Here is a 15,257-nt window from a genome sequence, read left to right as displayed (position 1 = left end):
AAGTGCTATTTTGGTCTTATTAGCAGTTATCTCTTATTATATGAATAAAATTATAGTGTTTTTGCTTTTATTGGTGACTTGTTTTGGGTTTTCACAGCAAACAGAATATGTTGATTTTAAATCGATTAAAGTGGGTATTGGTCTAGATGTTGATGCTAGAACGGTTTTAGGAACCGTAAGGGGTAAATTTAAAATATTAAAGCCGGTAGACTCGATTTTTTTGGATGCAATTGCGATGAAATTTGATTCTGTGACTTTAAATGGGGAAAAGGTAAGGTATTCAAACGATTCTACTAAAATTTGGTTTCATCATAATTTTAAAAAAAACAAAACGTATAATGTTAAGTTTTATTATGAAGCACGGCCTAAAAAAGCACTGTATTTTATTGGCTGGGAGCATAGTGAAGGTTTAAAACAAATATGGACGCAGGGGCAGGGCAAGTATACCAGTAATTGGTTGCCAAGTATTGATGATATGAATGATAAAATTGAATTTGATTTAAATATCACGTTTGATAAGAGTTACGAGGTTATTGCTAATGGAAAACTTGTGGATAAGCATATAGGAGCCTCTACAACAACTTGGTATTACGATATGCTACAGCCCATGTCTAGTTATTTGGTAGCGTTCGCTATTGGTAAATATGATAAACAAGTTGCTTATTCCCAGAGTGGCGTAGCATTAGGTATGTACTATTATCCAGAAGATGCCTTAAAATTTGAGCCTACTTACCGCTATACCAAACAGATGTTCGATTATTTGGAGAAAGAGATTGGTGTGTTGTACCCCTGGCAAAATTATAAGCAAGTGCCAGTTAAGGATTTTTTATATGCTGGAATGGAAAACACAAGTGTTACTATTTTTTCTGATGCTTTTGTAGTGGATTCTGTTGCTTTCGCAGATCGAAATTATGTGAATATAAATGCCCACGAACTCGCGCATCAATGGTTTGGTAACTTGGTTACAGAAACCTCGGGAACCCACCATTGGTTACAGGAAGGGTTTGCTACGTATTATGCTTTGTTGGCTGAACGTGAAGTTTTTGGAGAGGATTATTATTACTGGCGGCTATACGAGTACGCCCAAGAGTTGTTGGCGCAAGATAAAGCAGGACAAGGCACTTCATTATTAGACCCGAAGGCTAGTAGTGCTACATTTTATAAAAAAGGAGCTTGGGTGTTGCATTTGTTACGAGAGCAAGTAGGGGATCGTGCTTTTAAGGGGGCAGTTAAAAAGTATCTACAAAAACATCAATTTAAAAATGTGGAAACAGATGATTTTATAAAAGAAGTTGAAAAAGAGAGTGCACAGGATTTAAGTGAGTTTGTTGAGATTTGGTTAAAAAGTAGTGACTTGGAGTATGATGTGATTATGGACTGCTTAAAGAAATTTGATGTTATTCAAGAGTATTTAAATATAGCGTGTGGTACATATACTGTGGCATGTAGTGAGTACCTAATGTCCAATAGGTCGGATGAGGCGAAGTCAAAAGTGGTTCTTCAAATGGCTTCCCATCTTAAAAAAGAAGATTTCAATACCAGTTTAAAGGTTCGTCAAACAATCGCTCAATCACTATCTGAAATACCATTAGCGTTAAAAGAAGCTTATGAAACGCTTTTAAATGATGCCTCTTATATAACGAAAGAGATAGCATTGTTTAACCTGTGGAAAAATTTTCCGCAAGAGCGTAAAAAATATTTAGATCGAACACAAGGTGTTCAAGGGTTTAATGATAAGAATATCCGAACACTTTGGTTAACGCTAGCATTAATTACCGAAGATTTTGAGCCTGAAAATAAAGCAAAGTACTTTAAGGAGTTAACAAATTATACCAGTAATAGATATGGCCATGAAATAAGGGGTAATGCGTTTAGGTATTTAACGCAAATACAGGCTTGTAATGCTATTTGTAAAGAGAATTTAAAAGAAGCGGCAACCCATCATAGCTGGCAGTTTTCAAAATTAGCTAAAAGCTTGCAGAATGCGGATTGATAGAATCTTTTTGTGAGTTTACGTGCAATAGTTATAGTGGTTGTTGTTTTAAAATGACTCTATTATGGTTTAGATTTTAATGCTCATTTACTTCAATTGTTATATTATTTCATAATATTTGTTTTTAATTAAATAAAAAATCAAAAAAATGAGAGCACTAGTGATTTCGGGAGGAGGTAGCAAAGGCGCATTTGCAGGTGGTGTCGCACAATATCTTATTGAAGAGTTAAAGCGTGAATACCAACTTTATATAGGAACTTCAACAGGTAGCTTATTGGTGTCTCATTTGGCATTAAATAAAATAGAAAAAATAAAATCGGTTTACACCAATGTTAATAATGCCAGTATTTTTAGTGTGTGTCCATTTGTGATTAAAAAAAGACATGGCACTCAAAATATCGCTATTAAGCATATGAGTGTGATTTTAAACTTTATTAAAGGAAGTAAAACATTTGGGGAAAGTTATAATTTAAAACGGCTAATAAGAAAAACAATATCTCTTGAAGATTTTCTAGAGTTGAAAAACTCTGATATATCTATTGTGGTAACGGTTTCTAATTTATCGCTCAATCAAGTGGAATATAAAATGTTGAGTGATTTTGAATATGATGATTTCTGTGATTGGGTTTGGATTTCCTGCAATTACACCCCATTTATGACCTTGGCTAAAAAGGAGGGTTGCGAGTACGCCGATGGTGGTATGGGGAACATGGTACCTATTGAGGAGGCTATTAGTCGTGGCGCAAGAGAAGTAGATGCCATTATTTTACAGACGGAAATCAATCAATTGAACAGAATGCCCACAAAAAATCCTTTCTCATTAATAACCAATATGTTTGGTTTTATGTTGGATCGTATAGAATCGCAAAATATTAAAATCGGCAAATTTGTAGCGACACATAATAACGCTATTATCAACTTTTACTATGCTCCAACCATCTTAACAACAAATTCATTGATTTTTGATAAGGAAAAAATGACGGAGTGGTGGCAAAGTGGCTATAATTTTGCTAAATTCAAAAATGAAGAAATCAGTCCTTTAGAAAATTAATATATGAGAGCATTAGTAATATCAGGCGGAGGTAGCAAAGGCGCATATGCAGGAGGTGTAGCAGAGTACTTAATCAAAGAAAAAGGACATGAGTACGATTTGTTCTTGGGGACTTCTACAGGAAGCTTGTTAGTGCCCCATATCGCTGCAGGAAAAATCGATAAAATATACCATGTCTTTACGAATGTGAAACAGGGAAATATTTTTAGTGTTAGCCCTTTTAATATTCGTAAAGAAGGAGATAGGGAGTTTGTATCTATAAACTTTTTAAACTCATTATGGCAGTTTGTGAAAAAGAAACGGACTTTTGGGGAGAGTAAAGCCTTAAAGCGCTATTTGAAAAAGCATTTTACCGAGGAGGAATATAATATAATAAGAGCAACTAAAGAGGATGTGGTCGTTACGGTTTCAAATTTATCCAAAAATAGGGTAGAGTATAAGTCTATAAAAGATTTTTCTTATGATGAGTTTTGTGATTGGATATGGATTTCCTGCAATTATATTCCTTTTATGTCGCTTGCTAAAGTAGATGGTTTTGAATATGCCGATGGTGCTTTTGGGTGTGTCGTTCCTATTAGGGAGGCTATCCAACGTGGAGCAACAGAAATTGATGCTGTGGTTTTAGAGTCGGAGAATATGGAGTACATGAAAGTCTTGGGTAAAAACCCTTTTTCCTTGATGCTTAATCTTTTTGGCCATTTACTAGACCAAGTAGAGCGAAGCGATATTCTTATTGGAAAATTAGCGGCAATTAATAAAGAGGTAAAGCTCAATTTATATTATACCCCATCAAAACTTACCGAAAACTCTCTTATTTTTAATAAAAAACTCATGGTATCTTGGTGGCAACAAGGCTACGATTATGCAAAAAGCAAAGACGAGAATCATATGGCTAACGAGTTACGGATGGATTCTTAAGGCATAGGGATTAATAGCCGATGGGGTGGTTACCATAAATCAGAAACTTCATCTTTTATAAAGGAAAGTGCAGCATCACTAGGAGAGCGACGCTCCATCATTTCTGTTAAAATAACCTCTCTTAACTTATTGGCAGTGTCTGTTTTTTCAGATAAGCTCGCTTTTCTTATCATTTGTATAGTGGCGTTTTTGGCTGCGGTAATGATGTTCCAGCACTTATCGCTTACGTAGATTTGTTGAGATAAATTATGCTCAAATTCCTGTTCGATACTATCTATAAGTAAAGCTTCATAAGGCTCTTTATCAGAAGAAGTTGGAATTACTCTAATTAATAGTTTTGCAGGAACAATACGCTCTAAAAATAGGGCCATTCGTTCATAAGCCTGAAGGCGTAGTGGCATGGCATTGATCTGTAAGTCTTTTTTTAACAAGAAGCGCCTTCTGCCATCTTCGTTTTTGGTGTGTTCTTTAAAAAAATAAAACGCAATTATTCCTGTAATTAAAGTAGGAATGGCGTATAAAAAGAGGTCAATGATGCGTTGGGCTTCCATAAAAAAATAGTTTAAATACAAACTTAATAGGTTTGTATTTATCCTGCAAGAAAATATGTAAAGATGAAAGATTTGTTTTATAAAACCTGCTTTTTATCGAATGCTTCTGAATCTGTTTTTTAAAATCATTAAATAACAAGGAGCTGTAAGCTTAAAATCAAGCCCGTTAAATATGTTAACTTATTAAAAATAAATTGTAATGCATGTATAGAATATCTATCTTTAAATTATGAACAAAAAAGTTAAAAAAGGACTCCTTGTAGCCATTGGGGTAATGGTGGTTCTAATTATATGTGTTTTCGTGCTCAACGCGGTGGTGGAGCATAAACTTGAAAGTCAAATTGCAGAAGCTCCTGAAAACATAAAAATTAAGTACAAATCACTTAAAATTAATACCCTAAAAGGGAATTTAGAATTAGAGCATCCACAGATTGTAATTTATGGGAAGACTACAGATAGCGTAAATGCCCAAATAGAATTGGAGCATTTTTCTGTAACAGACTTTGGATATTGGAACTATCTTGTTAATGATGAAATTACCCTAGGAAACATCGTTTTACGTCAGCCTAAGATGAAATACTATCATAACGATTTAGTAAAATCCAAATCTTATAATGATGCGTTCAAGAACAGCTTGAACAAATTAATTAAAGTCCATAGCTTCCAAATCCATAAAGGTGAAGTGGAAATTCGTACTGTTTCCAATGATTCTTTGATGTTGGATTCAAAAAAAATAGATTTAAGAATAGAGGGATTGCAGATTAGCCAATCTAACCCCAAACAGCCCATAACCTATAAGGACTTTGCTATGTCATCACAGCATGTTTTTTATCAAGTGAGCGACTATGAGAATCTCTTTTTAGAGCATATAGATGTGCACCCCAACTTTTCTAAATTTAAGGGACTTCGTGTGCAAACGAAGTATTCTAAATCAAAACTTTCCAGCATGATCCCTGTGGAACGCGATCATTATAATTTGCGTGTCGATTCTATTGAAATACAAAAACAGGATTTCGGTATCGCACAGGATTCCTTGTTTTATTTCAAAAGTGAGCGTATGGATGTGTATCAGCCTAATTTCAAAATATTTAGAGACAAGCTAGTGGAAGATGATATGAGCTATAAGCCCTTGTACAGTAAAATGTTAAGAGACTTAAAGTTTGATATGACTTTAAGTACTGTGCTTTTAAACAATACATCTATTACTTACACGGAAAAAGTAAATGAAGAAACCACAGGTGGAAAGCTTTTGTTTTCAAAATTAAATGCTCAAATAAAAAACTTGAGCAATACCTATAAACCAGATGAAGCGGTTACCTCGGTAAACGTAAAGGCTATTTTTATGGACAATAGCCCTATAAATGTGCAATGGGATTTCGACATCAACGACACCAGTGATGCATTTGTGTTTAAAGCTGAAATGGGAAAATTAAATGCCGATAGCATGAATCAATTTATGGAGCCCAATTTAAATGTGCGATTGGAAGGTGAAATCAATAAAACGTATTTTACCTTGAATGCAAATGAAGAAAAGGGGCATATCGATTTAAAATTGAATTATGATGATTTTGATGTTATTATCTTAAAGGAAAATGGTGAAGAGAAAAACAAGTTTTTGTCTAGCATTGTAAATATTTTTGTGTCCAAGGATAGTAAGGATAAAGCTGAAGATTTTAGACATGGTTCAAAATCTGACATTGAACGTGCTAAAAATAAATCTGTGTTTAACTATTTGTGGCTCAATCTAAAAGGAGGATTAATGAATGCCATGACAGGCGATGGTAAAGAAAAGGATAAAAATTAAACTACTATGTTTATAATTATTAATAAATCTACGGGGTTAAAAGCCTAACATTGGTTAATTTCACGGTTTAAAATGAAAAGGATTTGGAGAAGTATTTAAGCCAATTAAACGAGGCACAATTAGAGCCTACCATCCAGAAAGATGGCCCCATGATAATTATTGCAGGTGCTGGTTCTGGAAAAACGCGTGTTTTAACGTATCGCATTGCGTATTTAATGAGTCAGGGTGTAGATCCCTTTAATATCTTGTCGTTGACATTTACGAATAAGGCAGCGCGTGAAATGAAAGAGCGTATCGCCCAAATTGTAGGAACCAGTGAAGCCAAGAACCTATGGATGGGCACCTTTCACTCGGTTTTTGCCAAAATTTTACGTATAGAGGCCGATAGGCTGGGCTATCCCAGTAACTTTACTATCTATGATACTCAAGATTCCGATAGATTAATAGCATCCATTATAAAGGAAATGAATCTGGACAAGGACCTTTATAAATATAAAGCTGTACGTTCTAGAATCTCCTCTTATAAAAATAGTTTAATTACCGTGCGTGCTTATTTTCAGAATCCAGAACTGATTGAGGCCGATACCATGGCCAGGCGACCGCGGTTGGGCGATATTTACAAAGCCTATGTAGAGCGTTGTTTTAAAGCTGGAGCTATGGATTTTGATGATTTGCTGTTGAAAACCAATGAGCTCTTAACGCGTTTTCCTGAAGTATTGATGAAATATCAAAACCGATTTAAATACATTCTGGTAGATGAGTATCAAGATACCAACCACTCACAATACTTAATTGTTAGAGCGCTATCCGATAAATTTCAAAATATATGTGTCGTGGGCGACGATGCACAAAGTATTTACGCTTTCCGTGGCGCCAATATTAATAACATTCTCAATTTCCAAAAGGATTACGATGATGTTAAGGTTTTCCGTTTAGAACAAAACTACCGATCGACTAAAAATATCGTTAATGCGGCTAACTCCATTATCGAAAAAAACGAAACCAAACTCGATAAAGTGGTTTGGACAGCTAATGATGAAGGGGCGAAAATAAAAGTAAATCGTTCTTTAACCGATGGTGATGAAGGGCGTTATGTAGCCAGTACCATTTGGGAGCAGAAAATGAACAATCAATTGCTTAATAGCGATTTTGCAATTTTGTACCGTACCAATGCACAATCCCGTTCTATTGAAGATGCTTTAAGAAAACGAGATATCCCTTATAGAATTTATGGAGGGGTGTCTTTTTATCAACGTAAGGAAATTAGAGACGTGCTTTCTTATTTGCGTTTGATTATCAATCCAGCAGATGAAGAAGCTTTAAAACGTATTATTAATTTTCCGCCTCGAGGTATCGGACAGACTACTATAGATAAATTGATTGTTTCTGCAAATGGTTATAATAGAACTATTTTTGAAGTGATGAAAAACATCGATAAAACGAATGTTAAGATCAATTCAGGAACAAAAAACAAACTCCAGGATTTTATAACCTTAATAGAAAGTTATCAGGTTTTAAATCAAACGGCCGATGTTTTCGAGCTGGCAGAACATGTAACAAGAACTAGTGGTTTAATAAAAGAACTTAATAAAGACGGAACGCCAGAAGGTGTTGCCCGAATGGAAAATATTGAAGAGCTTTTAAACGGAATGAAAGATTTCGTAGAAGGGCAAAAAGAAATTGCAGACACTACAGGTTCTTTGGCCGAATTTCTAGAAGATGTTGCGCTGGCCACAGATTTGGATGCCGATAAAGGAGATAGCGACCATGTAGCATTAATGACTATACATTTAGCTAAAGGTTTAGAGTTTCCTTGTGTGTTTGTGGTTGGACTAGAAGAGGATTTGTTTCCAAGTGCTATGAGTATGGGTACCCGTAGCGAGCTAGAGGAGGAGAGGCGCTTGTTTTATGTGGCGCTTACCCGTGCTGAAAAACAAGCCTATTTAACCTATGCCTTATCAAGATACCGATGGGGAAAGTTAGTGGATTCTGAGCCTAGCCGTTTTATAGAGGAAATAGATGAACAATACTTGGATATTGTAACACCTATAGAAGAGCGTCGCTTCAATCCTATGCTTAGTGCCGATATTTTTGGTGATGCAGAAGGGCATACACCTGTAAATCCTAATAAGATTAGATATAAGCCAGCTAAACAAGCTGTGTTAAAAAAGGGCAGTTCTAAACCTGACCCTGAAAAGTTTCAAGTAACCACGCCTAAAAATTTAAAACCTGTAGAAAAGACAAATGGTAATACAGCCTTATTCGATAGTAAATTAGCCGTTGGAAATATTGTAAAACATATGCGTTTTGGTTCAGGAGAAGTTATAAAAATAGAAGGTACTGGAGCAGACGTAAAAGCAGAAATCAATTTCCAGCATGGCGGAGTTAAAAAATTATTATTAAGGTTTGCTAAACTGGAAGTTGTTGGTTAAGTCTTTTTAATATATTAAAGATGTGCTTGCATAAAAGTTTTTAATTTAATCCAGGTATCTAGTAAATCTGGGCCTACCCATCCATGGCCGCCATTTGAATATAATATAAACTCATGGCTTACGTTTAAGCTTATTAGTTTATCTCGCATTGCTGTACCTTGGGTTACAGGAATCAAAGGGTCTTTAGCGCCGTAAAAAAGTATGGTTGGGGGAGAAGATGCCGTGGCTTGGTGATAAGGGCTTATTTTTTTTAGAAATGGTATCTCTGGCTTAATACCAAATAAGTCTATCATGCCTTGTAATTCGGGGTTGGTATTGTTTAAATATGCAGGGTCTGTAAAATTAGTAGGGCCTACCATGCTACATACCATCTCTACATTTTTATGGGTGCTGAAAGCATAGCTCCATAACAATGCTAAATGTGCACCAGCACTAGTCCCTATAAAACCTATTTTTTCAGAAATATTATAATCGTTTTTTCTATTTTTTAATTCATCTACCACCGTTGTAATATCATCTATTTGCATGGGGTAAGGCGCGTGTACATGGTCTGCCAAACGATAATTCATATTAACAATGGCTAAACTAGGGAATTCTTGTAATATCAAATCTTTAAAAGCGTTCATGTCTTTTTTGTCGCCACCAGACCAACCGCCACCGTGCACTAAAATTATCGTTTTTGTATCGCTATTTCTATTTGCAGGTAAATAAATATCAAAACTTTGATCTTTACCCGGTCCATAATAAACATCTTGTTCATGATAGGGCTCTACTAAGGGTAAGATGGTCGTGTTGTCGGTATCCTTAGAGCAACTAAAAGTTGTTAAACCAACAATTATATAGAAGAATACAGGTTTGATAGCTTTCATAAGGAAAATAATTTTTACATTGTAAAAGAAATGACAAGATAATTATTATGGCTGAATATTTTAGAATTTATGAGGAAAACCCTAATCCGAAGGAAATCGATAAGGTTGTCGCTATTCTTAAAAAAGGAGGGCTTATCATATATCCTACAGACACGGTATATGGTTTGGGCTGCGATATTAATAATTTAAAAGCTCTAGAACAAATAGCAAGAATCAAGCAAGTGAAACTTGAGAAAGCAAATTTTTCTTTTATTTGTCACGATTTAAGTAACATAAGCGATTATGTAAAACAAATAGACACGTCTGTTTTTAAAATATTAAAACGAGCCCTTCCAGGACCTTATACTTTTATTTTACCAGGTTCGAAAACATTACCAAACCCTTTTAAAAAGAAGAAGACAGTCGGTATTCGTGTACCGGCTAATAACATTGCTTTGGAAATTGTAAAAAAACTGGGGAACCCTATTATTTCAACCTCTATACATGATGATGACGAAGTGATTGAGTACACTACTGATCCTGAGCTTATTTTAGAAAAGTGGGATAAACTTGTAGATGCAGTTATTGATGGAGGCTATGGTGATAACGAGGCTTCTACGGTTATTGATCTCTCGGAAACTGAACCGGTAATTATTAGGAAAGGAAAAGGAAGTTTGGAAATATTTTAATTTTATTCCAGATGCTTCCCTTTACCTTATGTAGTAAATATATTAAAGCCCTTGCTTGCCTTCGCTTTGTTCTTCTTTTAACTTAAAAAACAGTTGGGAGATAGGAATAAACATTAATCCAGAAAACACAAATAACAAAAAGGACATTTTTAGATTAAATGTATGTGCGATGTACCCTAAAAGAGGTGGTCCCACGAGCATACCGGCAATAGCATAGGTGGTAATAATGGAAATGGCCATACCTGGAGAGTATTTTTTAGAGGTTCCTGCAAGCATATAGGTCATGGGGAAAATAGCTGCAACACCAATGCCTACAATACTAAACCCTATAAGAGCTGGCCAAAAATATGGGAAAATAATAGCAGTTAAAATACCTGAGGATATGAAAACTGAACTTAAAATATATAATTTTTTCATTCCAATGTAATCCATGAGCTTATCTGAAAAGAATCTTGAAAGCGTCATAAATAAGATGAAAATGAGATAGCCTAAAGTAAAAATCTCTTCCTTAACAACTTCTTTAAAATATACACCACTCCAATCGAACATGCCGCCTTCACAAACCGCAGCAAAAAAGATGATAAGCCCTAATAGCATGATGGTTTTGTCTGGTTTTCCTAAAATGAGCTTATTTCCATGGGGAGACTTGTCATTTTTCAAAAGAAAAGGATAGGCTATAAAGGAAATCACTAAAGAAAACAAGCCCACGCTCATTAAGTGGGTTGCTACTAAAACATCCGTTTTAACCATTAGTGTTGAAAAGCCTACACCAAGTAAGCCTCCACCACTCCAAATACCGTGAAAAGATCCTATTATTTTTTTTGGAAAGCCTTTTTGTACGGTTAAAGACTGAGTGTTTATAGAAATATTGATGATACGCATGTTAAAGGCAAATAAAAAAAGAGCAATGCTTAATATCCATAAAGAATTGGAAAGCCCAATAAGCGCTAAAGCAATAGAAAATAATGAAAAAGAAACAATTAAAGGTAGCCGGCTATCAAATTTTGAGACCAACCATCCAGAGATCGGTAAGCTCAATAGAGAGCTTATAGGAAGAATTAAAAGCAAATTTCCCAATTCAGCATCATTTAAATCGTAAATCATTTTAATCGTAGGGATTCTTGATGCCCATGAGGCAAAACAAAATCCAGAAAGCAAAAAATAAACACTTAAGGCTGCGCGCTGTTTAATATTTTCAGTCATTTAGTAATACTAATAATTTATTGAATAAAAAGTGTTTTGTAGTGTCGTTGTATATTAAAAGAAAAAGCTCAACCATTATGGTTGAGCTTTTTTAAATTATGTTTTAAAACGGATTAGTTACCACCAGCCGCTAAGTTTTTCATTTCTTTTTCAATCATGTCGTAGAACTGATCGATTTTAGGCAATACAACAATACGAGTACGTCTGTTTTTTGCTCTGTTTTCAGCAGTATTGTTATCTACTAACGGTACATATTCTGCACGTCCAGCAGCAATAAGCTGTTTTGGGTTTACACCTAAGTCTTGTAAAACTCTAATGATAGATGTAGAACGTTTAACACTTAAATCCCAGTTATCCAATAATGGTTCTTTTCTGTAAGGTACACTATCAGTATGACCTTCTACCATACACTCAAACTCTGGTTTGCTGTTAACTACTTTTGCAACTTTAGCTAAAACATCTCTAGCTTTAGATGTTACATTGTAGCTACCACTTTGGAATAATAATTTATCTGCGATAGAGATAAACACCACACCTTTTTCAACATTAACCTCGATGTCTGGATCATTGATGCCAACTTCACGTTTTAAACTTGTTACAAGCGCTAGAGTAACACTGTCTTTTTTAGTAAGAGCATCTTGTAAACGTGTAATTTTTAATTCTTTTTCTTTAATACTTTCTAATGTTTTTTCAACATTTGAAGCACCTTTAGCAGAAAGAATCTGTAAGTTGTCATTGTATTTACGTAAATCGGCAACTTGTTCTTCTAGAGATCGAGATCTGGCGCTTAAAGAAGCTTTCTCTTCTAAACAAGAGTTTAATTTAACAGTTGCAGAATTAAGTAAATCTTGAGTTTCTGTTTGTTTTACTTGAAGATCTGTAAATTTTTTTTTGGATACACATGAACTTAATAACATCACTGCTGAGATACTAAGTATTAGAACTTTTTTCATAATTATTAAAGGATTAGTTTTCGTGGATTAATTACAAAAATATGCAAAATTCAGTCGCTTTTAGCATTTTAACAAAACTTTTACTAATATGTTATAATTCTTTAAACTTCCGTTTTCTATTTAGATGAAATTCAAGCACTATAGAAGCGGTTTGGTAATATTTTTTTTTATTTTTTATAGCCTTTCTTTGTTTTAAAAGCCTTGGTAAATGAGCATAAAAACTTAAGTGGGCTTTTAATATGGCTAAAATGTGAAGGAGTTTCAGTTCAAATAAAAATTTAAGAGCTGCAACACCATCTAAAATCAATCGTATACCAATTAAAAAAAACAAAAATCCTTTAGCATTTTTTGTAATGGCGAATAGACTGTTTCTAAAATTTAAATATGTTTTTTTAGGGTTTTGGTCATTCAGTGTAGCACCTCCTACGTGTAAAACTTCAGATTCACCCACATATTTTACATCATATCCCAAGTTTTTAGCGCGCCAGCAGAGATCGATTTCTTCCATATGTGCAAAAAAATACTGATCCAGACCGTTTAATTCATTAAAAACGGTACTTCTAATGAATAAGCACGCTCCGGAAGCCCAAAATATATCGGCAGTATCGTTAAATTGTCCCGTGTCTTTTTCAATAGCGTTAAAAATGCGTCCTCTACAGTAAGGATACCCAAACTTGTCAATAAACCCTCCAGCAGCCCCTGCGTATTCAAAACAATCTTTATTGTTAAAATCTAGTAATTTGGGCTGGATAATAGCGGTATTGTTTTCGTTTTTAAAAAGGTTAATAATAGGAGGAAGCCAATTCTCGGTAACTTCAACATCGCTGTTGAGGAGGCAAAATATGTCCGCTTCTATATGTTTTAAGGCATCATTATAGCCTTGCGCATATCCACCATTTATAGAATTTTGAATAATTCTAACGGAAGGATATGTGTTTTTTACAAAGGAAACAGACGCATCGGAAGATGCATTATCGGCTAAATAAATAATGGCCTCTTTAGAATGGGCTATAACGGAGGGTAAAAATTGTTCTAAAAGTTTCTTTCCGTTCCAATTTAATATAACGATGGCTATTTTCAATATGGTATTAAAGTTTTATTAGTAGTGGTGGCTGTTTAAATGTTTTTAAAACGATACTCTAACAACAGCGCTTTGGTTACGGCATCGTATATTCTGGGATATCTTTTAAAAACTCATAACGTTCGTTTTTAAAGTCCATCTGACAATAATAATGATTTAATCCGTTTGTGACCATTAAATAAGTAGCGTTTAACTTTAAATTATAACGTGCCACTTGATCGAACGTGTCTTGATTGATGTTAATTTGTGGAGCTTTACATTCTACAATTAAATGGATGCTTCCATTTGGGTTGAAGACCACAATGTCATAACGTTTTTTTAGGGTGTTGATTATTAATTCCTTTTCAACGTTAATTAAAGATTTGGGATATTTTTTTTCTTCCACTAAATAATGGACACAGTGTTGCCGAACCCACTCTTCGGGTTGAAGAATGACAAATTTTTTACGGAGAACATCAAAAATGGAGATTTTATTTTCGCTATTTTTGAATCGAAATGAAAACTTTGGAAAATTTAAATGTTGCAAGCGTGTATTTTTATGTTTTTTCAAAGTTAAACACAAAATAATAATAACCAATTCCTTATGGCAAATTCCGACAATGATATTTTGTATGGGGTTTTGGTGTTTGTAATTTAAAAACTTTAAGACGATTTTGGACGAGGTTAAACAATTAGTGGCCGATATTAAGAGTGGCAAATTAAAGCCAATCTATTTTTTAATGGGAGAGGAACCTTATTATATAGATAAGATTTCCGATTTTATTGAATCTAAGGTTCTTAATGAAGAAGAAAAAGGCTTTAATCAAACTGTGTTATATGGACGCGATGTTAGTATTGAAGATATTGTAGGAACATCTAAGCGTTACCCTATGATGTCCGATTACCAAGTCGTTATTGTTAAAGAAGCTCAAGATTTAGCGCGCAGTATTGAAAAACTTGCTGGTTATGCCAATAACCCACAGCCTACAACGATTTTAGTGATTAACTATAAGTACAAGAAAATAGATAAACGAAAGGCGCTTTATAAGGCTATTAAAAAAAATGGAGTGGTTTATGAAAGTAAAAAACTTTACGACAATCAGGTGGCAGACTGGATTAGACGAACCTTATCTTCAAAAAAATATGCCATTACACCTAAAGCAGCCCAAATGTTGGTAGAGTTTCTTGGAACTGATTTAAGTAAAATTAGTAAAGAGTTGGAGAAGCTTGAAATTATTTTACCTAGTGGAAGTCAAATAACTCCAGAGCTTATAGAAGAGAATATAGGGATTAGTAAAGACTTTAATAATTTTGAATTACGGAAGGCTGTTGGATCAAAAGACGTCGTGAAAGCACATCAAATAGCTCGCTATTTTGCAGAAAACCCAAAAGACAATCCTATGGTAGTAACTGTATCTTTATTATTTACTTTTTTTTCGCAGCTTTTACATTTACATGGTTTGGCCGATAAATCGCCGCGCAATGTGGCTGCTGCAATAAAAATAAACCCTTATTTTGTAGATGAGTATATTACGGCAGCAAGACATTATCCCATGCGAAAAGTGAGTGAGGTGGTGGCTATTTTGCATGAATTTGATGTAAAAAGCAAAGGGGTGGGGTCTAATGCACCTGCAGAAGGGCAATTACTTAAAGAGATGTTAGTAAGAATTTTAATGTAAGAATTGTTAGGTTTTATTAAGTAAAAGATTGAATTCTATTTAAAAACCACAGTTATAATTAAAGCTGTGAAACTGT

Annotated in this window: 13 protein-coding genes; 7 read left to right on the top strand and 6 right to left on the bottom strand. The window is 34.4% G+C overall.

Translation table 11 applies throughout. From position 1 onward, the window contains the following. Nucleotides 1–40: 40 nt before the first annotated feature. From ACFFU9_RS15730 to ACFFU9_RS15720, 3 genes are all read left to right on the top strand, one after another. Complete coding sequence (locus ACFFU9_RS15730; RefSeq protein WP_379862438.1) at nt 41–1,993, top strand: M1 family metallopeptidase; 1,953 nt, start codon at nt 41–43, stop codon at nt 1,991–1,993. Nucleotides 1,994–2,141: 148 nt separating this feature from the next. Beyond that, nucleotides 2,142–3,044 carry a patatin-like phospholipase family protein gene (locus tag ACFFU9_RS15725; protein ID WP_379862437.1) on the top strand — a complete coding sequence of 301 codons (903 nt, stop codon included), beginning with the start codon at nt 2,142–2,144 and terminating at the stop codon, nt 3,042–3,044. A 3-nt stretch (nt 3,045–3,047) separates the two neighbouring features. Continuing rightward, nucleotides 3,048–3,962: a patatin-like phospholipase family protein gene (locus ACFFU9_RS15720; RefSeq protein WP_379862436.1), complete on the top strand. Its 915-nt coding sequence runs from the start codon at nt 3,048–3,050 to the stop codon at nt 3,960–3,962. A 29-nt stretch (nt 3,963–3,991) separates the two neighbouring features. On the opposite strand, the gene ACFFU9_RS15715 is transcribed toward ACFFU9_RS15720, so the two are convergent. Beyond that, nucleotides 3,992–4,513, bottom strand: a complete 522-nt coding sequence (locus ACFFU9_RS15715; RefSeq protein ID WP_379862435.1) for a DUF7935 family protein — start codon at nt 4,511–4,513, stop codon at nt 3,992–3,994. A gap of 229 nt (nt 4,514–4,742) precedes the next feature. Between ACFFU9_RS15715 and ACFFU9_RS15710 the strand changes: the two genes are divergently transcribed. Together ACFFU9_RS15710 and ACFFU9_RS15705 are read left to right on the top strand one after the other, a co-directional pair. Then, entirely contained in the window at nt 4,743–6,317 is a 1,575-nt protein-coding gene (locus ACFFU9_RS15710; RefSeq protein WP_379862434.1) for a hypothetical protein, read from the top strand. A gap of 83 nt (nt 6,318–6,400) precedes the next feature. Continuing rightward, nucleotides 6,401–8,749, top strand: a complete 2,349-nt coding sequence (locus ACFFU9_RS15705) for an ATP-dependent helicase (protein ID WP_379862433.1) — start codon at nt 6,401–6,403, stop codon at nt 8,747–8,749. A 14-nt stretch (nt 8,750–8,763) separates the two neighbouring features. Here the strand turns inward: ACFFU9_RS15705 and ACFFU9_RS15700 are convergent, their stop codons facing one another. Further along, entirely contained in the window at nt 8,764–9,618 is an 855-nt protein-coding gene (locus ACFFU9_RS15700) for an alpha/beta hydrolase fold domain-containing protein (protein ID WP_379862432.1), read from the bottom strand. A 47-nt stretch (nt 9,619–9,665) separates the two neighbouring features. Here ACFFU9_RS15700 and ACFFU9_RS15695 point away from each other — a divergent pair, with 47 nt between their 5' ends. Next, nucleotides 9,666–10,286, top strand: a complete 621-nt coding sequence (locus tag ACFFU9_RS15695) for an L-threonylcarbamoyladenylate synthase (RefSeq protein ID WP_379862431.1) — start codon at nt 9,666–9,668, stop codon at nt 10,284–10,286. A gap of 42 nt (nt 10,287–10,328) precedes the next feature. Here ACFFU9_RS15695 and ACFFU9_RS15690 read toward each other — a convergent pair whose 3' ends face one another. The 4 genes from ACFFU9_RS15690 to ACFFU9_RS15675 form a co-directional block, all read right to left on the bottom strand. Continuing rightward, the gene (locus ACFFU9_RS15690) at nt 10,329–11,489 is read right to left on the bottom strand and encodes an MFS transporter (protein WP_379862430.1); all 1,161 of its coding nucleotides are present in this window, start codon (nt 11,487–11,489) and stop codon (nt 10,329–10,331) included. Nucleotides 11,490–11,602: 113 nt separating this feature from the next. Further along, entirely contained in the window at nt 11,603–12,442 is an 840-nt protein-coding gene (locus tag ACFFU9_RS15685) for an OmpA family protein (protein WP_379862429.1), read from the bottom strand. A 91-nt stretch (nt 12,443–12,533) separates the two neighbouring features. Continuing rightward, nucleotides 12,534–13,523 (bottom strand): glycosyltransferase family 2 protein, encoded by a 990-nt coding sequence (locus tag ACFFU9_RS15680; protein WP_379862428.1) that lies wholly within the window; start codon nt 13,521–13,523, stop codon nt 12,534–12,536. A 76-nt stretch (nt 13,524–13,599) separates the two neighbouring features. Continuing rightward, entirely contained in the window at nt 13,600–14,049 is a 450-nt protein-coding gene (locus ACFFU9_RS15675; RefSeq protein ID WP_379862527.1) for a type I restriction enzyme HsdR N-terminal domain-containing protein, read from the bottom strand. Nucleotides 14,050–14,176: 127 nt separating this feature from the next. Here ACFFU9_RS15675 and holA point away from each other — a divergent pair, with 127 nt between their 5' ends. Further along, nucleotides 14,177–15,181, top strand: coding sequence for a DNA polymerase III subunit delta (gene holA / locus ACFFU9_RS15670; protein WP_379862427.1), 1,005 nt, complete (start codon nt 14,177–14,179; stop codon nt 15,179–15,181). Nucleotides 15,182–15,257: the final 76 nt, after the last annotated feature.

The sequence above is a fragment of the Mariniflexile ostreae genome (genome assembly GCF_042427585.1).
Classification (GTDB): domain Bacteria; phylum Bacteroidota; class Bacteroidia; order Flavobacteriales; family Flavobacteriaceae; genus Pseudalgibacter; species Pseudalgibacter ostreae.
This window is presented reverse-complemented; position numbering and strand designations above follow the sequence as displayed.